Origin of the sequence: Bradyrhizobium septentrionale, from assembly GCF_011516645.4 — a bacterium.
Taxonomy (GTDB): domain Bacteria; phylum Pseudomonadota; class Alphaproteobacteria; order Rhizobiales; family Xanthobacteraceae; genus Bradyrhizobium; species Bradyrhizobium septentrionale.
The window spans coordinates 7,711,510-7,728,777 of sequence record NZ_CP088285.1; the positions used below are offsets into that span (position 1 = coordinate 7,711,510).

Annotated in this window: 19 protein-coding genes, 1 tRNA gene and 1 riboswitch; of the genes, 16 read left to right on the forward strand and 4 right to left on the reverse strand. The window is 60.9% G+C overall.

The features are described 5' to 3' along the window. The first annotated feature begins 121 nt into the window (after positions 1 to 121). The 7 genes from HAP48_RS38490 to HAP48_RS38520 all read left to right on the forward strand — a co-directional run bounded on the left by HAP48_RS38490 (position 122) and on the right by HAP48_RS38520 (position 7,936). The gene (locus tag HAP48_RS38490) at positions 122 to 553 is read left to right on the forward strand and encodes an acyl-CoA thioesterase (RefSeq protein WP_210293022.1); all 432 of its coding nucleotides are present in this window, start codon (positions 122 to 124) and stop codon (positions 551 to 553) included. Beyond that, positions 550 to 2,100, forward strand: a complete 1,551-nt coding sequence (locus tag HAP48_RS38495; RefSeq protein ID WP_166205086.1) for an MmgE/PrpD family protein — start codon at positions 550 to 552, stop codon at positions 2,098 to 2,100. Before HAP48_RS38490 ends, HAP48_RS38495 begins: the two co-directional genes overlap by 4 nt. Positions 2,101 to 2,110: 10 nt before the next feature. Beyond that, positions 2,111 to 3,283: a bifunctional 2-methylcitrate synthase/citrate synthase gene (prpC, locus tag HAP48_RS38500; RefSeq protein WP_166205087.1), complete on the forward strand. Its 1,173-nt coding sequence runs from the start codon at positions 2,111 to 2,113 to the stop codon at positions 3,281 to 3,283. A 10-nt stretch (positions 3,284 to 3,293) separates the two neighbouring features. Next, on the forward strand, positions 3,294 to 4,229 hold the full coding sequence (prpB, locus tag HAP48_RS38505; RefSeq protein WP_166205088.1) for a methylisocitrate lyase: 936 nt from the start codon (positions 3,294 to 3,296) through the stop codon (positions 4,227 to 4,229). Positions 4,230 to 4,406: 177 nt separating this feature from the next. Further along, a riboswitch (cobalamin riboswitch) is annotated at positions 4,407 to 4,608 on the forward strand. A 103-nt stretch (positions 4,609 to 4,711) separates the two neighbouring features. Continuing rightward, a complete protein-coding gene (gene metE / locus HAP48_RS38510) occupies positions 4,712 to 7,057 on the forward strand; it encodes a 5-methyltetrahydropteroyltriglutamate--homocysteine S-methyltransferase (RefSeq protein ID WP_166205089.1) in 2,346 nt (781 codons plus the stop codon). A gap of 59 nt (positions 7,058 to 7,116) precedes the next feature. Beyond that, positions 7,117 to 7,314, forward strand: a complete 198-nt coding sequence (locus HAP48_RS38515; protein WP_166205090.1) for a hypothetical protein — start codon at positions 7,117 to 7,119, stop codon at positions 7,312 to 7,314. Positions 7,315 to 7,321: 7 nt separating this feature from the next. Next, on the forward strand, positions 7,322 to 7,936 hold the full coding sequence (locus HAP48_RS38520; RefSeq protein WP_166205091.1) for a Rieske (2Fe-2S) protein: 615 nt from the start codon (positions 7,322 to 7,324) through the stop codon (positions 7,934 to 7,936). Here HAP48_RS38520 and HAP48_RS38525 read toward each other — a convergent pair. Then, positions 7,921 to 8,867, reverse strand: a protein-coding gene (locus HAP48_RS38525; RefSeq protein ID WP_166081867.1) for an IS630 family transposase whose coding sequence is annotated in 2 segments (ribosomal slippage) — positions 7,921 to 8,528 and positions 8,528 to 8,867 — 948 coding nt in all. Because the reading frame shifts where the segments join, the coding sequence is not laid out codon by codon here. The genes HAP48_RS38520 and HAP48_RS38525 overlap by 16 nt on opposite strands. Positions 8,868 to 8,981: 114 nt before the next feature. On the opposite strand from HAP48_RS38525, the gene HAP48_RS38530 reads away from it, so the two are divergent. The 3 genes from HAP48_RS38530 to nthB all read left to right on the forward strand — a co-directional run bounded on the left by HAP48_RS38530 (position 8,982) and on the right by nthB (position 10,762). Continuing rightward, entirely contained in the window at positions 8,982 to 9,431 is a 450-nt protein-coding gene (locus HAP48_RS38530) for a hypothetical protein (protein ID WP_166205092.1), read from the forward strand. Between the two features lie 95 nt (positions 9,432 to 9,526). After that, a complete protein-coding gene (locus HAP48_RS38535; RefSeq protein WP_166205093.1) occupies positions 9,527 to 10,120 on the forward strand; it encodes a nitrile hydratase subunit alpha in 594 nt (197 codons plus the stop codon). Positions 10,121 to 10,144: 24 nt separating this feature from the next. Further along, a complete protein-coding gene (nthB, locus tag HAP48_RS38540) occupies positions 10,145 to 10,762 on the forward strand; it encodes a nitrile hydratase subunit beta (RefSeq protein ID WP_166205094.1) in 618 nt (205 codons plus the stop codon). A gap of 13 nt (positions 10,763 to 10,775) precedes the next feature. Here nthB and HAP48_RS38545 read toward each other — a convergent pair whose 3' ends face one another. After that, positions 10,776 to 12,047, reverse strand: coding sequence for a tyrosine-type recombinase/integrase (locus HAP48_RS38545; RefSeq protein WP_166205095.1), 1,272 nt, complete (start codon positions 12,045 to 12,047; stop codon positions 10,776 to 10,778). Between the two features lie 146 nt (positions 12,048 to 12,193). On the opposite strand from HAP48_RS38545, the gene HAP48_RS38550 reads away from it, so the two are divergent. Then, positions 12,194 to 12,270: transfer RNA gene (locus HAP48_RS38550), tRNA-Lys, on the forward strand. Between the two features lie 569 nt (positions 12,271 to 12,839). Here the strand turns inward: HAP48_RS38550 and HAP48_RS38555 are convergent. Together HAP48_RS38555 and HAP48_RS38560 are read right to left on the reverse strand one after the other, a co-directional pair. Next, the gene (locus HAP48_RS38555) at positions 12,840 to 13,082 is read right to left on the reverse strand and encodes a hypothetical protein (RefSeq protein WP_166205096.1); all 243 of its coding nucleotides are present in this window, start codon (positions 13,080 to 13,082) and stop codon (positions 12,840 to 12,842) included. 913 nt (positions 13,083 to 13,995) lie between these two features. After that, positions 13,996 to 14,391, reverse strand: a complete 396-nt coding sequence (locus HAP48_RS38560; protein WP_166205097.1) for a hypothetical protein — start codon at positions 14,389 to 14,391, stop codon at positions 13,996 to 13,998. A gap of 39 nt (positions 14,392 to 14,430) precedes the next feature. On the opposite strand from HAP48_RS38560, the gene HAP48_RS38565 reads away from it, so the two are divergent. The 5 genes from HAP48_RS38565 (at position 14,431) to HAP48_RS38585 (ending at position 16,963) form a co-directional block, all read left to right on the forward strand. After that, positions 14,431 to 14,628 (forward strand): hypothetical protein, encoded by a 198-nt coding sequence (locus HAP48_RS38565; protein WP_166205098.1) that lies wholly within the window; start codon positions 14,431 to 14,433, stop codon positions 14,626 to 14,628. Between the two features lie 61 nt (positions 14,629 to 14,689). Continuing rightward, positions 14,690 to 14,944, forward strand: a complete 255-nt coding sequence (locus HAP48_RS38570) for a hypothetical protein (RefSeq protein ID WP_166205099.1) — start codon at positions 14,690 to 14,692, stop codon at positions 14,942 to 14,944. Between the two features lie 135 nt (positions 14,945 to 15,079). Beyond that, entirely contained in the window at positions 15,080 to 15,262 is a 183-nt protein-coding gene (locus HAP48_RS38575) for a hypothetical protein (RefSeq protein ID WP_029084783.1), read from the forward strand. Between the two features lie 482 nt (positions 15,263 to 15,744). Then, on the forward strand, positions 15,745 to 15,972 hold the full coding sequence (locus HAP48_RS38580) for a hypothetical protein (protein WP_166205100.1): 228 nt from the start codon (positions 15,745 to 15,747) through the stop codon (positions 15,970 to 15,972). Between the two features lie 793 nt (positions 15,973 to 16,765). Then, positions 16,766 to 16,963 carry a hypothetical protein gene (locus HAP48_RS38585; RefSeq protein WP_166205101.1) on the forward strand — a complete coding sequence of 66 codons (198 nt, stop codon included), beginning with the start codon at positions 16,766 to 16,768 and terminating at the stop codon, positions 16,961 to 16,963. Positions 16,964 to 17,268: the final 305 nt, after the last annotated feature.

The following is a 17,268-nucleotide window of genomic DNA, read 5'->3' on the forward strand; positions in this document are numbered from 1 at the left end:
GCCTTTGCAAACTTTGCAAACCGAAGAGAAAACCTACGCAAAACTACACTTTTTCAGCCATTTTCAAGCGAAGGAGTTTGCAGATATTGCGAAGTCGCCACCGAATAGCAAGCCCTTTGGATTGTCCCATGCTGGCACATGCTGTGAAGACCAGCCCTCGGGCGAAACCCGATTTGTCGAAATCGTGTTTCCCGACCTCGCCAATCACTATGGCACGTTGTTCGGCGGCAACGCTTTGAGCCTGATGGGCAAGGCCGCGTTCGTCGCCGCCACCCGTCACGCCCGCCGAAACGTCGTCATGGCCACGTCCGACAAGATCGAATTCCACGAGCCGATCCGGGTCGGCGAATTGATCGAGCTGATTGCGCGCGTCGATCGCGTCGGCAGAAGTTCGATGACGGTCGCGGTCGAGATGGTCCGTGAAAACCTGATGAGCGGCCAGCGCCAATCCGTCATTCGGGGAACGTTCGAGATGGTTGCCGTAGACGCCAACGGGCGTCCCGCCGCAATCGAGTCAACAAGCCACCACACGTCAGAGGAAGCCGTTTCGTGAAGCACCACAAGGTCCGTACCTACAAGTCCGCCGAACATCTAGCCTGCGCCGATCAACTGGCGTGGAAGATCGCGTCCGTCGCTTCCGATCCGGTCCGGATCGAAGACCCCGTCATCGACATGATCGGCAATCGCATCATCGACAACGCCGCGGTTGCGGCTGCTTCGATCGCGCGGCACCCAGTCGTCAGCGCCCGTGCCCAGGCGGAGGCGCATCCGCGGCAGCCCGGCGCGACCATCTTCGGCCTACCGAGCAGCCAGAAATATTCGCCGGAATGGGCGGCGTGGGCCAACGGCGTCGCCGTCCGCGAGCTGGATTTCCACGACACCTTCCTGGCCGCCGACTATTCGCATCCCGGCGACAACATTCCACCCGTGCTCGCCGTCGGCCAGCACTGTGGTGCCTCGGGGGAAGATCTGCTGCGCGGACTGGCTGCGGCGTATGAAATCCAGGTCGATCTGGTGAAGGGCATCTGCCTGCACGAGCACAAGATCGATCATATCGCCCATCTCGGCCCGTCGGCGGCCGCCGGAATCGGCGCCCTGCTCGGCCTTTCGACCGAGACGATCTACCAAGCCGTGCAGCAAGCGTTACACGTCACCACGACCACCCGTCAGTCGCGCAAGGGCGAGATTTCGAGCTGGAAAGCTTTTGCCCCGGCGTTCGCCGGCAAGATGGCGATCGAGGCTGTCGATCGCGTCATGCGCGGTGAAGGCGCCCCGTCGCCGGCATGGGAAGGCGAAGACGGCTTCATCGCCTGGCTGCTCTCGGGTCCATCCGCCTCGTACACCGTGCCGCTGCCGCAAAAGGGCGAACTGAAGCGCGCCATCCTCGACACCTATACCAAGGAGCATTCGGCGGAGTACCAGAGCCAAGCGCTGATCGACCTGGCGCGGCGGATGGGGCCAAAGATCGGCAATCTCGCTGCGATCGAAAGCATCGTCATCCACACCAGTCATCACACCCATTACGTGATCGGCACCGGCGCCAACGATCCGCAGAAGATGGACCCGAAAGCGAGCCGCGAAACGCTCGACCATTCGATCATGTACATCTTCGCGGTCGCGCTCGAAGACGGCTGCTGGCACCACGAAAAGTCCTACGCGCCCGAGCGTGCGGCCCGTCCGTCGACGGTCGAGCTCTGGCACAAGATTTCGACCGTCGAGGACCCCGAGTGGACCCGGCGCTATCACAGCCACGATCCCAAGGAGAAGGCTTTCGGCGGGCGCGTCGTCGTCAGGCTGAAAGGCGGTTCGACCGTCAGCGACGAACTCGCGGTTGCCGACGCGCATCCGCTGGGCGCGCGCCCGTTCAAGCGGCCTGACTACATCCGCAAGTTCCGTACCTTGGCGGAAGGCGTGATCGCAACCGCCGAGCAGGATCGCTTCCTCGCCGCCGTCGAGCGGCTGCCGTCGCTGCGCGCCGGCGAACTGTCGGAGCTGACCTTCACGGTCGACGCCTCAAAGTTGGGCACCCCGGCCAGCCACGGAATCTTCGACTGGAAACCGGATACACAGACCGCGGCACGACGCGCGGCAGGATCATAGGGAGGATACCATGACTGACGTGAAACCCGCGCCCAAGAAATCCGTCGCCCTCTCCGGCGTCGTCGCCGGCAACACGGCTCTTTGCAGCGTCGGCCGCAGCGGCAACGACCTGCACTATCGCGGTTACGACATCCTTGATGTCGCCGGCGTCTGCGAATTCGAGGAGATTGCCCATCTGCTGGTGCACGGCAGCCTGCCGACCCGCGCCGAACTCGCCAACTACAAGGCCAAGCTGAAGGCGCTGCGTGGCCTCCCGCGCGCGGTACTCAACACGCTGGAACAATTGCCGGCCGCAGCCCATCCAATGGACGTCATGCGCTCCGGCGTCTCGGCACTCGGTTGCGTGCTGCCGGAGAGTCATGACCACAACACGCCAGGCGCGCGCGACATCGCCGATCGCCTGATGGCCTCGCTCGGCTCGATGTTGCTGTACTGGCACCACTACGCCCACAACGGCCGCCGTATCGAGGTCGAGACCGACGACGATTCGATCGGGGCGCACGTCCTGCACCTGCTGCACGGCAAGCCGCCGTCAGCTTCGCATGAACGCGCGATGCACACCTCGCTCAATCTCTATGCCGAGCACGAATTCAACGCTTCGACCTTCACGGCGCGCTCGATCGCCGGTACCGGCGCGGACCTGTATTCGGCGGTAACCGGCGCGATCGGTGCGTTGCGTGGGCCGAAGCATGGCGGCGCCAACGAAGTCGCCTTCGAGGTCCAGAAGCGCTACGCCACCCCCAACGAAGCCGAAGCGGACATCCGCCGCCGGATCGAGGCCAAGGAAGTCGTGATCGGGTTCGGGCACCCCGTCTATACGATCTCCGATCCCCGCAACAAGGTGATCAAGCAGGTCGCCCGTGACCTCAGCGTCGAGGCCGGCAGCATACGCATGTTCGAGATTGCCGATCGCATCGAGACCGTGATGGCCAACGCGAAGCGGATGTTCGCCAACCTCGACTGGTTCAGCGCGGTCTCCTACCACGCGATGGGTGTGCCGACCGCGATGTTCACGCCGCTGTTCGTGATCTCACGCACTTCGGGTTGGGCGGCTCACGTCATCGAACAGCGGATCGACAACAAGATCATCCGGCCGGCCGCCAACTATGTCGGCCCCGAGAACCGCAGCTATGTCCCGCTGGAGGCGCGCGACTTGCCGCCTGCATCGGTCCGTGCGGCGTAAGGAGAAACACGTGCCCTATCTCGTCGCAGAAGAACTTCCGCGTGAAACCGCCGGCAGCCGCTTTCGCGCGTTGCTGAGGCGCCCGGGCATTCTTCGCCTGCCCGGCACCCACAACGGCATGTCGGCCATTCAGGCCAAGACGGCGGGTTTCGAGGGGCTGTATCTCTCGGGTGCGGCCATGACGGCGTCGATGGGATTGCCCGACCTCGGAATCATCACCGTAGACGAAGTCGCGTTCTTCATCCGCCAGATCGCCCGTGCGTCGGGTCTGCCGCTGCTGGTGGACGGCGATACCGGCTATGGCGAAGCCCTCAACGTCATGCACATGGTGCGCGTCTTCGAGGAAGCCGGTGCCGGCGCGGTCCATATCGAAGATCAGCTCCTCCCCAAGAAGTGCGGCCACCTCAACGACAAGAAGCTGGCGGATGCGCACGACATGGCGGCCAAGGTGGCCGCTGCCGCCAAGGCGCGGCGTGATCTCGTCATTCTTGCGCGAACCGATGCGGCCGCGAGCGAAGGGCTCGATGGTGCGGTCGCCCGGGCCAAGCTCTATATGGAGGCCGGTGCAGACGCGATTTTCCCGGAGGCGCTCAATACGGCCGAGATGTTCCGCGCGTTCGCCAAGCGGATGCCGGGCGTCCCCCTGCTCGCCAACATGACCGAGTTCGGCAAGACGCCCTTCTTCACCGCGTCCGAATTCGAGGAGATGGGCTATTCGATGGTGATCTGGCCGGTGTCGTCGCTTCGGGTCGCCAACAAGGCGCAGGAACAGCTTTACGCCGCGATCGCGCGTGACGGCGGCACGCACAAGGCAGTCGATCGGATGCAGACGCGAGCGGAACTATACGCAACGATTGGACTGCACGATTACGAGGCCCTCGATGCTTCCATCGTCCAGACCATTATTCCCGAAGGCATGCCGCAGCGGGTCGCGGGCTCTAGATAGCCCTTCTTTCCGACGCTGTTCGCTCCGGGACACCAACCAGCACCGGCGCCGTCAGGGCCGCGAACCGATTGAAATCGGAACCCAATTCTAGGGGTTTGAGGACAAGCCGGTAACGGGCGATTGAGCAATACCAAGGTGTTTCCAGTCACGGTCATTGACTGCGGCCGGACTTGACCTTAACTCCAGTGCTGTCGTGGTTCTGCGGGCTCGTTTGGCCCGGAGCTAAGAGGGAAGCCGGTTGAAAGCCGGCGCTGCCCCCGCAACTGTAAGCGGTGAGTTGTTGTCCAACAAAGTCACTGAGGCCCGCGAGGGTCTTGGGAAGACCGGACAACAGCACTGACCCGTGAGCCAGGAGACCTGCCTCGACAACAGAACGTACTCGGGCGGGGTGTCTCGGTGGTGCGGTTGCGACCCCGCGCGCCACCTTTTGCCCGGAGTCCAGACGTGTCACGTGGCCCACGCCCCCAACATCGGGGTAAGCCATGTCTATTTCTTCACTTCCCGTCGCAACACTTGGAACACCGCGTATAGGACCGCGCCGCGAACTCAAGTTGGCGCTCGAAAGCTTCTGGTCCGGCAAATCCAGCGAGCGGGCGCTGCGTGAAACGGCCGTCGGCCTGCGCGCCGCCAACTGGGCCCGCCAAAAGTCCCTCGGCGTTAGCGTCATCCCGTCTAATGATTTTTCATTCTACGACCAGGTGCTCGACACCAGCGTGATGGTCGGCGCCATTCCGGAAGTGTACGGCTGGAAAGGCGGCGATGTGTCGCTGGCGACCTATTTCGCGATGGCCCGCGGCGCGCAGGGCTCCGAACACGATGAAAGCTGCGGTCATGCGCATCACGCGCACGGCTCTTCACACGGCGTGCCTGCGCAGGAAATGACCAAGTGGTTCGATACCAATTACCACTACATGGTGCCCGAATTCAGCGCTGGCCAGATCTTCAAGCTATCCTCCTCCAAGGCGGTCGATGAATATCGGGAGGCCAAGGCGCTCGGCTACAAAACCCGGCCCGTCCTGCTCGGACCGGTGACCTTCCTCAGGCTTGGCAAGAGCAAGGACGCGGCGCTGAACCCGCTATCGCTGCTGCCAGTCCTGCTGCCGGTTTACGTCAAGGTTTTGCAGCAACTCGTCGCCGAAGGCTGCGAATGGGTGCAGATCGACGAACCGTGCCTGGTGCTGTACGCAGACCGCGAGACCCAGGGCGCGCTTCAAATGACTTACGCGCTCTTGGCGGAAATGGTGCCGGGCCTGAAGATCATGCTCGCCAGCTATTTCGGCAGCCTGGGCGACAACGCCGATACCGCGCTATCGCTGCCGGTCGCCGGACTTCACATCGACCTTGTGCGCGCGCCGGAGCAACTCGACAAGATCGTCAGCGCCGCACCGAAGGGAATGACCCTGTCGCTCGGTGCGATCGACGGGCGCAATATCTGGCGCTCCAACCTTTCCGCCTTGCTGAAGCGGCTGGAACCGGCGGTCGCGAAGCTCGGCCTGGACCGGGTGCAGATCGCGCCCTCCTGTTCGCTGCTGCATGTCCCGATCGACCTCGAACAGGAAACCAGCCTCGATCCGGACGTGAAGAGCTGGCTTGCCTTCTCGGTGCAGAAGATCGCCGAACTGGCCACGCTGGGCACGGCGCTCGCCGGCGGCCGGGACAAGGTCGCCGACGCGCTGGCAGCATCGGACGCCGCGGCTCGCTCGCGCGAGACGTCGCCGAAGATTCACAATGCCGACGTGGCGAAGCGGATGATGGCGATCGACGACGCCATGCGCCGGCGCCAGAACGTCTTCACGAAGCGATCTGGATTGCAGCGCGCGCGGTTCGGGCTGCCAGCGTTCCCAACCACGACGATCGGCTCGTTCCCGCAGACCACGGAAGTCCGCAATGCGCGGGCCGCCCATGGCAAGGGCGCGATGAGCGATGCGCAGTACGAGCAATTCCTCAAGGAAGAAACCGCCCGCGCCGTACGTTGGCAGGAGGAAATTGGCCTCGACGTGCTGGTGCATGGCGAATTCGAGCGCAACGACATGGTGCAGTATTTCGGCGAGCAATTGTCGGGCTTCACCTTCACCAAGCACGGCTGGGTCCAGTCGTACGGCTCACGTTATGTCCGCCCGCCGATCCTTTTCGGGGATGTTTCCCGCCCCAAGCCGATGACGGTCGAATGGTGGCGTTACGCGCAGTCGCTGACCCAGAAGCCAATGAAGGCCATGCTCACCGGACCGGTGACCATCCTGAACTGGTCGTTCGTCCGCGACGACATTCCGCGCAGCGAGGCGTGCCGGCAGATCGCGCTCGCGATCCGCGACGAAGTGACTGACCTCGAAAAGGCCGGTGCCAAGATGATCCAGATCGACGAGGCTGCCCTGCGCGAGGGCCTGCCGCTGCGGAAGTCGGAATGGAAAACCTATCTCGACTGGGCCGTCGAAAGCTTCCGCATCTGCTCGACCGGCGTGACCGACGAGACCCAGATCCACACCCACATGTGCTACTCGGAGTTCAATGACATCATTGACGCGATTGGCGCCATGGATGCGGACGTGATCTCGATCGAGACGTCGCGTTCCAAGATGGAACTGCTGGACGCTTTCAAGACCTACAAGTATCCGAACGAGATCGGGCCCGGCGTCTACGACATCCATTCGCCCCGCGTTCCGGAGGTCAGCGAAATGGCCGAGCTGCTCTCGCTCGCGCGCAAGCGGCTGACCGACTCCCAGCTCTGGATCAATCCGGATTGCGGCCTAAAAACCCGCAAATGGGAAGAGGTGCGCCCTGCCCTCGTCAACATGGTGGCGGCCGCACGCGAAATGCGGCACGCCTCCTGAGGCATGCTCCCGGAGCGCGCGGATACATCGCGCGCTCCATCATTTCATTGAGGTCATCGATGCGCTTCTGGATCGAATGTACGCGACACGAGACGAACAAGCCCGTCCACATCAACATCGCCCTTGTCGGCAGCATGTGGCATGACGGCGAGCGAACCATCCTCGCCTTCGTCGGCGGCGACGCCGAGCGTGTCGAAGTCACCCAGACACCCGAGCAGATCATGACCATGCACCTCGGGCCGACAGGAGCCGCTTGATCAGGCAATGACAGTTGGAAATCTCAGCGTTGAGGCGACCGCATCCCGCTCGCATTCCGACCTCCGAAAAGTCGGATCCCATCCGGATTATTGGTATCCAATCGCGTGGTCGCATGAACTAAAGCCCGGCAGGACTTTCGCTGGGCATTTTGCAGGCGAGCCCATCGTGCTGGTTCGCTCGGTCGAAGGCGATGTGTTTGCGCTGGAAGACCGGTGCGCGCACCGTCAGGTGCCGCTCTCGAAAGGTACCGTTGATGGCTGCACCGTACGCTGCTGCTATCACGGCTGGCGCTACGACGGCTCGGGCCAATGCGTCGATGTCCCCTATCTCGGCAAGGGCAAGCTGCCCAACGGCGTCAGGTCGTATCCCTGCTTCGAGAGCAATGGCATCATTTTCGTCTGGCCGGGCACCGCGCCGGCGGCCGATCCGCTCGCACAGATCGGGCACGCTGCCGAGCCGGGGTACAAGAGCCGCCGGTTCGGCAAGATTGTCCGCTGCCACTACACGTTCATGCACGAGAACCTGATGGACATGAACCATCAGTTCCTGCACCGCCGCACCACAGGCAAGGTCACGCCGCGCTACCTTGCTAGAGCGTTTTCCGATCACGTTGCGTCGTAACCAGCCGCGACGAGATAATTTTGACATTCCTCGGGTGAGAAGCGTTTGAGAGCGTTGGCGATTGCTTGCCAGAGATCGGGCATGGTGCGCGCTGCGGCGGCCCGCAACAGCGCTTTCAGTTTGGAGAAGGCCATTTCAATCGGGTTGAAGTCTGGACTGTAGGGCGGAAGATAGAGCAGGCTAGCTCCGACCGCCTGGATGGCCTCTCGAACGCCATGGACCTTGTGAGCGGGCAAGTTGTCCATGATAACGGTATCGCCCGGCCGCAGCGATGGGGCGAGCAATTGCTCGACGTAGGCCAGGAAAGCGTCGCCATCCATTGGACCGTCCAGAACAAGCGGCGCGATCAGACCGTCGGAGCGCAATCCAGCGGTGAACGTCGTCGTCTTCCAATGTCCGTGTGGGATAGCTGCACGACATCGCTCGCCGCGTGGCGAGCGCCCGTAACGCCGCGCCATTTTGGTGTTGGCGCTGGTTTCGTCGATGAAGACGAGACGCTCAGGGTCAAGGTCGATTTGCCCTTCGAACCACTCCTCACGTGCGGCATTTATATCGCCGCGCCGTTGCTCGGCGGCGTGCGCTGTCTTTTTTTAAGTGTGATCTTTCTGCGCTGGAAAAAACGCCAGAGCGACGCGATGCCAGTCGATATTCCACGACGTTTCAACAGTTCTCGCAACTCGGCAAGCGTGATATCCGGCCTCGCTGTCACCGCCTCCAGAATCAATTGCGAATGCGCTTCGATGCGCTGCGATTTGCGGTCACCGCCCTGGCGTTTAGGAACGATGTCGCCAACTTTCTTGAGGCGACCGCGCCAGCGGATCGCACTGGCCGCGCTGACACCAAAGCGCTCAGCAGCCTGTCGACAGGACATGCCACCGTCAATCGCGGCTACCACCCTTTGGCGAAGATCAACCGAAAGCGCCCTGGCCATACATGCTGGCCTCCCTCGCCAGCATGCAGCTTGAATCTGACTCGCGCCGTTTTGGGAATCCCCACCCGATTCTTTCCGGTCGGAAAATGCTCTAGCCGCAAGGGCGACGGTTGGATGGAGGTCGACTACAGCTTCGCTCGTCCGGATCAGAAGCCGCCGCTCGGCGAGACGGTGATTGTCGGGAGCCTGCGCGGCAGCGCCCGCACGGCGCGTGACCTCATGACGGTGCGGACGGATTACCCCTATCAGACGCTCCGCATGTGGACCCGCGACGACAAGCCAGTTTTGAGCGTGTGGCTGGGGTACACGCCAGTCGATGCCGAACAGCGCCGCAACCGGACCTTTATCGTGCTGTCGGTGCGTAAGCCCAAAATTCCCGGAGTGCTCGATCTGGCGTGGCCGGTCCTCGCCTGGTTCACCGATCGCGTTTTCGCCGAGGATTGCGAAATCGTTGAGATGGAGCAAGCCGCGTTCGACGAACAAGGCGCCGACTGGAATCAGGAGGTCTTTCCGCCGATACGGGAATTACGAACACTTCTGCGCGATTGTGGAAACCCGCGTTAGTTTGCCCGCCAGCTTGCCTGCCCGGAAGCTGGTAAGGGCGTGTCCATTGTGTCAATCTTGGTCGTCGTTTCGGACGTTGGTCGGAGGCAAGCCCCATGAATACCCAATCCCGCCCGTCGCAAGTTGCCCCCGTCGAGAACCGGGTCGCCGCGATCGAAGCCGTCTTCGAACAGCGGGGCATGGAGCCCAAGCCTTTCATCGAGACCATGACCCATGCAGCCGAAGAGGAATGGGTGCCGCGCAATGGCGGCCGGGTCGTCGCCAAAGCGTGGACCGATCCCGCCTTCCGTCAGCGGCTGTTTGCGAATGGCAAGGATGCCGTCGCCGAACTAGGTCTGAGCATGCCGGCGCATCATCGCCATCTGGTGGCGCTTGAGAACACCGAGACCGTTCACAACGTCATCGTCTGCACGCTGTGCTCCTGCACCGCCTTCACTATCATCGGACTGCCGCCCGACTGGTACAAGGATCTCGATTACCGCGCCCGCGCGGTCCGCGAGTCACGCACGGTGCTGCGGGAAATGGGCCTCGATCTGCCGCCCGAAATCGAGATCCGCGTCTGGGATACGACGGCCGATACCCGCTACATGGTGATCCCGGTCCAACCGCCGGAGACCGTCGGCTGGCCTGAAGACAGGCTGATCGACATCGTGACCAAGGAATCCATGATTGGCGTCGCGCGGCTGTAACGCCCCTGCGGAATGAGGTGAACGATGGACGGCATTCACGATCTTGGCGGCCGCCAGGGTTTCGGAACGATACGCTACGCGCCCGGCGCTCCGGCATTCCACGCCGCTTGGGAAAAGCGAGTTAACGCGTTGTACGGCATGGCCGTCCGGCGCGGTATCTTCAACATGGATGAATATCGTCACGCGATCGAGCGCATGCCCGCGCGCTATTATCTTTCGGCCAGCTACTATGAGCGATCGCTGACTAGCTTGCTGACCCTATGCGTTGAGAAGGGCATCGTGAGCCGCGAGGAGCTGGAGCACCTGGCTCAGGGAACTGTACCTCTGTCCGAGCCGAGCGCACCCGGCCGCACCAACCTGCCCGACCGCGAGACCTTTCAGCGGGGCGACCGCGTCCGCGTCAAAAACGACTTTTTCGCCGGGCACGTCCGGATGCCTGGCTACATCCGAGGGAAGCCCGGCATCGTGGTGAGCGAATCTCCGCGATATCCGTTCCCCGATGCGCATGCCCACGGTGTCGAAGCCGCTGACGAGCCGACCTTCGACGTCGCCTTCCGCACAGAGGACTTGTGGCCGAACTCAGCCGATTCGGCGCTAGTCCATGTCGGCGTATTCCAGAGCTATCTGGAGCGCGAAAAATAAGAGATCAGGTTCGTCACGCGGCCGCCAACGATACCGAAGACGCTACGTCGGCCTTGGGGGTGGGCTGACCTACGATTGTCCGGAGCAAGTCGGCCAATTTGACTAGCGCCTCTCGCTTTTCGTCCAGATATTCGTAACGATCGTAGGTCTCACGCACTCCGCCCATAACGTGGCCGAGCACTCGCTCCGCATGATCACTGGAGACCTTTGCCCGGCTCATCAATGACCGGCCCGTGCGACGCAGGTCGTGCAGCGTCCAGCGAGTCATCGGAGGTCGGCCCGCGCGTTTTCGCAGCTTGGCAATCTCAGCGTCGAGGACCTTCTTGGCCTTGGAAAACCCACTGAACGGCCGCGCACCATTGGTCGTAGAAAAGATGAACCAAGAATTGCCGCGGCAACCGGCCGGCTTCTCGCCGATCAGTTCTCGGAAAGCTTCCGTGAGCGGGAGAGCATGATCCAGCTTGGTCTTGTAGCGGCTTCCCGGAATAACCCAAATATCGGCCTCGATTTCGATCGAATGCATCCTGGAGCACTCATTCCGACGCGCCGAATTGAACAGAAGCGACTTTAGAAGCCGCGGATAACACTCAGGAACTTCAGCCGTTTCGAGAGCCGTCCAAACATCTCGAATCTCGTCATCAGACAGCGTGCGCTTGCGTGCCCGCTGCTTGGGCTTGGTTCGAGCCATTCCACGGACGATGGGCGAATTGAATTTGTCATCGTCAATCATCTGCCAATTGAAGGCTTTGCGAACATAGGCCAGAACACGGTCCGCCATGACGGGGCCGTGCTCCTTGGAAATTTCTCCCAGCATCGTCTGGATGTCGGAACGCTCCAGCTCGTAGATCGATTTCGTTCCGATTCGAGGTCGCACATAGACTTCGAACGCCCGTTCGATCTGATCAGCGCTCCGAAGAGCGTCGGCGCCGTTGACGTACTCCGACAGAAAACGGTCGATCACGACATTCACCGTGTTGGCCTCAGCCAACTTCGCCATAGCTGCTTCCGCGCGGGATGCCTCCAACTCGGCTGCCGGATCCCGGCCGTCGGCGACCTCGCCCGCCCGTTTCTTGGCGAGGGTGCGGGCCTGCTCAGCCGTAATCGCCCCGTGGAGCCCTAGACCGACCCATCGCTGCTTGTTCGTCGTCTTGTCCCGATACCGAAAACCGTAGGTGACCACTCCGCTTGCCAACCGCCTAGCAACGAAGCCCCTCACCTCGTCATCAGCAATGATGTCGCCCGATGAAAGGGCATCGACACTTCGCTTGATGATCCTGACTTTCATGACCCTTCGCCTCAGTGTGCACACTCTGTGCACACTCAAGATAGGAAAAAGTGTGCATCAGCGGGAACGTTCTGGCATCAATGGGAAATTCATAAGCCATTGATTCAACTGTATGAATATCAGGAATCGAGGCTATGTTCAAGAAAGAGCAGGAACATTCGGCTCGGTCATTCCGTGACTTTTAATCATGGGGTCGAGGGTTCGAGTCCCTCCGCGCTCACCAAGCAAAATCAGACACTTCAGCGATCGGTTGCACTGGCCAATTTTGATGCTGGGGGGCACGCCGGGGGCACGAAACAGGAAAATGCCCGGGGCTGGCCCGGGCATCGCGGTTAGCTCGTCCATTCCGTCAGAGGCACGAAACGGCCCCAGCATGGGGATTGCCGGGGCCGTCATTCCGTCTGCTGGGGGCGCGGGCGCCAGTGAGCAGGCCGCCTCGATTCAGCAGAGCGCCGGTACATCCGCGGCAACTTGAATTGTACGCGACGTCGCAGAGTGCTGCCGAGGTCTCACGGAGTAACCACTCAGGGCGCAATTCCAGCCTGCATGCCACCCCCATCATCGCCTGCTAGCGACGTGCACAGGCGAATTTGAGCTTGGCTGCGGCGGTCCGATGGTTGCCCAAACGGCAACGGCGATGGCCAATGCAGTCAGCACGGCCTTTGTCGCGATCTTCTCGCTCCTCTGCCTGGAAGCCCCCCACCAAAAACCTTTTCACGGCACAACTCTAGGAGCTTGCCAGCGTATGCTCATCACCCGATTGGGTGAATACCGACAAACAACTGACGGCGTTCACTCGTCGTCGAGCGGAAGAGAAAGCGCCGAAGGCGACTTTTGCTCGCAACCTGTTCGTCCCTTGGGTGGCAACGTAGCAGCGGCGACCTCGGTCGTCCGGCCCATAAATTGGGCCAGATTGGCGTCCGACGACCACTCCACATAACCAACGACCGCAAAGGCAATCACTGCTACGACGAGAACTCCGGCCACCGAAGCGGCGGCTATTCCCGACCAGTTTTTGTTGCCGAATAATGGCATCGCGATTCTCCGACACCGGGGTTTGCCCGTCGTTAGATCAACTCGCGATCTTCAAATGTGAATGGCCTTACAATTCACGCGCACTTGATGCCGGACAAGCCCAGCGCGCTCAAAGTGCGCCGGAACAGCGACCCTGGTGCAGGGAGCGCCAGGGTCGCCACTAAAACTCCCGGTCGGGGGGGCAACCAGATCGCAGGAGCCATATGCATGACACCCTGCATTGCCACTTGTTCCCGCTCCCGCAAGGTAACGAGGCGTAACAACAAGTGCCCGTACCGCTTTCAATCTAACGGCACGGCTCTGAAGTTGATTTGATGCTGGGGATTTCAGCATCCCAGCTCAGGAAGAAAACGCCGCCGGGCGTGCATTTGTGAGACCGGCGGCGTCTTTATTGGAATTAGCGCGAGGTAAGCCCCCAGAAGGCAATGAGCAGCAAGGCGCAAGCGCCTAGTCCCATCAGCGGCACGAGGGCTTCCAGCATCATGGCCGAATCAACTCCGCCGTTAGCAAGCATGCGCGCGAGCGGAGTTTTTGTCGTCGTCAAAGGTGGCCTGCCAACGAATGAAAATGGTGCCGTTTGGGATCCTTTAGAGTGCCTTGCGCGTTGAGGCCCCATCGAGGGGCTGAACCCGGAGGTGGGTGATGTGTGACGTTCCTCGGGATATTCAAAGAAAGTTCGAAGAGCGGTGGGCCGCCAGATTTGCTCGGCCAGTGGAAGTGCGACAGCCCGAAAAGCATCAGTCTGCAAAGCCGGATCAACCCCTCGCCGCTCCACTCAAAGCCCAGAGAAAACCTCTTCGAATTGAACCGGCTGGCTTAAGGCGCGCGAGCGCGAGACCGTAGCGGCCACCATTATTGCGCGTGCCGCCGGGACAAACCATTTCGGGCCCGGCGGCTACTTTTGCAATTCACCCTAAGCGGCGACCAACTGATCTTCTTTCGGCATGTCGACCAACTGCTCCAAGATTGATGTAGCGAACTCACCCTGGAAGCTCATGTCCTCGAAGCTACGTCGCGAAATCCAATGCCAGCGAAGCAGCACTGTGGCCTTCGCTTTTAGCCCATCGATCGTATGCGCCTCCATCCCTTTGACCCGGTCTGCCATGTCCTCGATCCCATCGAATGCTGCGGAGACCTCGAGATCAGACTCCCTAAGTCCTAGCTCAACACATACGGCGTCGTAAGCCGCGCGATACTCGTCATATGCCGCTAAAATCTTGTTGAAGCGGTTTTGCCCCCGCAGGGAGCAGCCGCCGATGCCGCTAATAGTCGGCTGCGGAGCCCGCCAGCCGACAGGATCGAAAGTCATCTCTGCGTTGACCCGCTAAGCCCAAATGGGAGGTCAACAATGACTAACGACCGAAGCCGACGGGCACCAACAGCTGCAGACCGCGAAGCCCATAAGATCTTTAAGGCGGTCACGACGAAGGAAACTATGACCGAATACGCGAAAGCGCAAAAAGCACTCTACGATAATCGAGAGCGCCTAAAAACGGAACGGCTGGCGCGGGAGGCTGAAGCGGCCAACCGCACAAAAGCAAATTAAGCATCGCTGGATGACCGCGGAGGACCACGCTTTTGGACCCCTGCCTGGTGGAGGGTGAAAAATGGCCCTGCACTTTCGCCGCGCTGCTGAGGATCTGGAAATTTGGATCGCAAGCAGCGACGACTATTCATTCGTTATCAGCAGCGAGAGCCGAAGTGGACCTGGCCTACATGGAGAGCCCGGTTTTGTTGCGTCATATCGCCCAGACTTTCTGAATATGCCCGCGGCTCAAGTGTCCGGATCGCCCTTCAGCACGTTCGCTGAAGCCGAGCAGGCCTGCAATGCGTTCCTGGGTCGCCTCATTATCGAGGGATGACTACCGGAGCCTCCCGATCACTGAAGGGATTGGCGTCGATCGGGATTTCAGCGCCAATAGGTTTGCGGGGCCAGAAAGCGAAGTGTGGCAGGATCACTGGCTTGTAGCTGGCCACCGTCGGGGCATAATCACCCAATGATCGAGCAGCGACCAGCTTTCATGGCTTGCAAAAATCCCGGCACCGGCTGGAGGATCGATATTCTGTGGCCCGATGGCGAAACGGAAGTCATCAAGGGTTTTGTTACGGAGCACGACGCCACCAAGTGGATTTCTGAGCACTCGACGACCTGGCAAGAAAATCCGGACCAACCGCGCTAGACGATTGACCCACCATTGGTGATCGACCGCTATCAGCAACCGATTCCTAGCGGATTCTCTAAGCGCGCGATCGGCGCGATCACGAGCCGATGCCCCAGCGCCGATACACGAAGTGGTCCGGCCGCTGCTTCCCGCCTGGCAGTCCCGCGCAGTGGCTCGAGGATGGCCACGTCACCTGCAACATCAAGTGCCACGGCGGCTGCGACCGGATGGTGGACGTCCGTCTAGATTCGCTGCCGCAAGATCAGCCTTGGTCTCGAGTGGGCTGGCGCTTGGTCTGCACGGTCTGCGGCGTGGCCGGCGCCGTGCACATCGTTCCTAACTGGTATGACATGGAAGGCCATGCTGTGCCGTTCACGAAGAACTGGAGAGCGTGAGCAGGTTTGCTCCCAGCGCGTCTCAAAAATCAGCGCCGCAGGAACGGAACCAAATAAGGGATTGCCGCTTTTTGCTATTTGAATTGGTTTCTGAAGGGGATGCGAATGAGCTACTTCGACAAGCTTCGTAAGGGATCGGGGCTGCACCGGGCTACGATCGTCGATGATCGTACATTCTCAATTCAGCCCGCCGGCAATGGTTCGAACGACCTAGGTGCTTTCCAGCGCGTGGCTCAAGACACCGTCCACCACGAAGGCGAAGATGGATATCGGATACCGCTCAAAAATCTTACAGGCTCAATCTACGATCTCCTGGTCATTAAGCGAGATTGACGACTGAAAGTTCCGAATTCGCTTCGGAAGAGCTAGCCGTGGCAGAGGCGTCGCCCGAGCCGCCTGCCCTGCGGGAAACCTAATCCCAAATTTCCATCGCCCCGAAGAGTTCCGGTGTCAATCATCCCCGTTTGGGGGCGGCGCGGTCCCCGGGAGTGGCAGCCATGGTGCAGAACATCGTCGCCGGACTTGTCGTAGTGGCTTTGATTGTGATCGGTTCGCTTAGCTACGCCCAGAAACACCATCACTGTGGGCAGGGGTACGTGCTCAAACATTGGCGTGCGCACGCGCACAAGAAAACACAAGAGACCTGCGGATCAATGAGCCCTTCAATTTAGCGCACTACGGAAAGCGAAACGGCCCCGGTCGGGCTTGGGGAGCACACCGGGGCCGCTTCGTGGGGCGCCCCTTTCCGGAGGAGCGCGATTCACGGTATCGGGAAAAAGTGGCAATCGATACTGCGCTGGCGGGCTACCCCGGAAGGAGCGAGCAACAGAAAGAACCCCAGAGCGTCGGAGCACTGGGGCCAAGTTTTTCCTATGCATCAATGAAAATCGGGGCGTGACACCCGAGATTCCAAATCTAACACGCCTTTCAGGAATTGCCACTTTTTCCCGAACTTTGCGCTGCAGGTAGGAACGATCGGACCGACCGAACGTCCATATGAAGCTTCCAGCCAAGGGCGCCCCCCGACTGTTGGAAGAAAACCCGTACTGCTCGGGTTGGCGGTCCCCGGTTGGGGCCGTTTCCGTTTGGGTTCGCCAAACGACCCCTCGATACCTATCTTTCGGGGATGCCGATTACCCGAAAGCCGATCGAGATCCCGCCGCAAGTCGCCCGCCAGTTCGCAGCGGACATGAAGGCCTATCACGCCGAACAGGATAATAACCAGCGCGACCGGATCGCGGTCGGCACCAGGCACATGCTACTCGAGCATACGCCGACCGGCACCAAGCTGCGGCTGAGCGAAGTGAAGAGCTATTCAAGTTAATGCGGTGAGGATGGTACACTGGAAATCGTGGCGCCGACGGTCGGAAATCCGCTTTGCGGAGCAGCTACCGCCGGGGTCCTCTCACCGGGACCCGCCGAATGAGGACCTGTAGCCCCTCGGCCGTAACATGAAGCTGCGGCGGCTGAGCCAGGCAATCACGGCAGCGCCTGGCTGAGCGCGAATGGGTACTCGCGCGCATAGCCGAAACGGCCTGATGTGACTTTTAGTCATGGGGTCGAGGGTTCGAGTCCCTCTTACGCTTACCAAATCGTGAGCTAAGTCAAACACTTGCTGCACAACACATG

What these genes read in the sequence shown, in the direction of transcription:
- prpC (WP_166205087.1), top strand. Translation starts at nt 2,111, where the DNA reads ATGACTGACGTGAAACCCGCGCCCAAGAAATCCGTCGCCCTCTCCGGC.
- metE (WP_166205089.1), top strand. Translation starts at nt 4,712, where the DNA reads ATGTCTATTTCTTCACTTCCCGTCGCAACACTTGGAACACCGCGTATA.
- HAP48_RS38515 (WP_166205090.1), top strand. Translation starts at nt 7,117, where the DNA reads ATGCGCTTCTGGATCGAATGTACGCGACACGAGACGAACAAGCCCGTC.
- HAP48_RS38520 (WP_166205091.1), top strand. Translation starts at nt 7,322, where the DNA reads ATGACAGTTGGAAATCTCAGCGTTGAGGCGACCGCATCCCGCTCGCAT.
- HAP48_RS38530 (WP_166205092.1), top strand. Translation starts at nt 8,982, where the DNA reads ATGGAGGTCGACTACAGCTTCGCTCGTCCGGATCAGAAGCCGCCGCTC.
- HAP48_RS38535 (WP_166205093.1), top strand. Translation starts at nt 9,527, where the DNA reads ATGAATACCCAATCCCGCCCGTCGCAAGTTGCCCCCGTCGAGAACCGG.
- nthB (WP_166205094.1), top strand. Translation starts at nt 10,145, where the DNA reads ATGGACGGCATTCACGATCTTGGCGGCCGCCAGGGTTTCGGAACGATA.
- HAP48_RS38545 (WP_166205095.1), bottom strand. Translation starts at nt 12,047, where the DNA reads ATGAAAGTCAGGATCATCAAGCGAAGTGTCGATGCCCTTTCATCGGGC.
- HAP48_RS38555 (WP_166205096.1), bottom strand. Translation starts at nt 13,082, where the DNA reads ATGCCATTATTCGGCAACAAAAACTGGTCGGGAATAGCCGCCGCTTCG.
- HAP48_RS38560 (WP_166205097.1), bottom strand. Translation starts at nt 14,391, where the DNA reads ATGACTTTCGATCCTGTCGGCTGGCGGGCTCCGCAGCCGACTATTAGC.
- HAP48_RS38565 (WP_166205098.1), top strand. Translation starts at nt 14,431, where the DNA reads ATGACTAACGACCGAAGCCGACGGGCACCAACAGCTGCAGACCGCGAA.
- HAP48_RS38570 (WP_166205099.1), top strand. Translation starts at nt 14,690, where the DNA reads ATGGCCCTGCACTTTCGCCGCGCTGCTGAGGATCTGGAAATTTGGATC.
- HAP48_RS38575 (WP_029084783.1), top strand. Translation starts at nt 15,080, where the DNA reads ATGATCGAGCAGCGACCAGCTTTCATGGCTTGCAAAAATCCCGGCACC.
- HAP48_RS38580 (WP_166205100.1), top strand. Translation starts at nt 15,745, where the DNA reads ATGAGCTACTTCGACAAGCTTCGTAAGGGATCGGGGCTGCACCGGGCT.
- HAP48_RS38585 (WP_166205101.1), top strand. Translation starts at nt 16,766, where the DNA reads ATGCCGATTACCCGAAAGCCGATCGAGATCCCGCCGCAAGTCGCCCGC.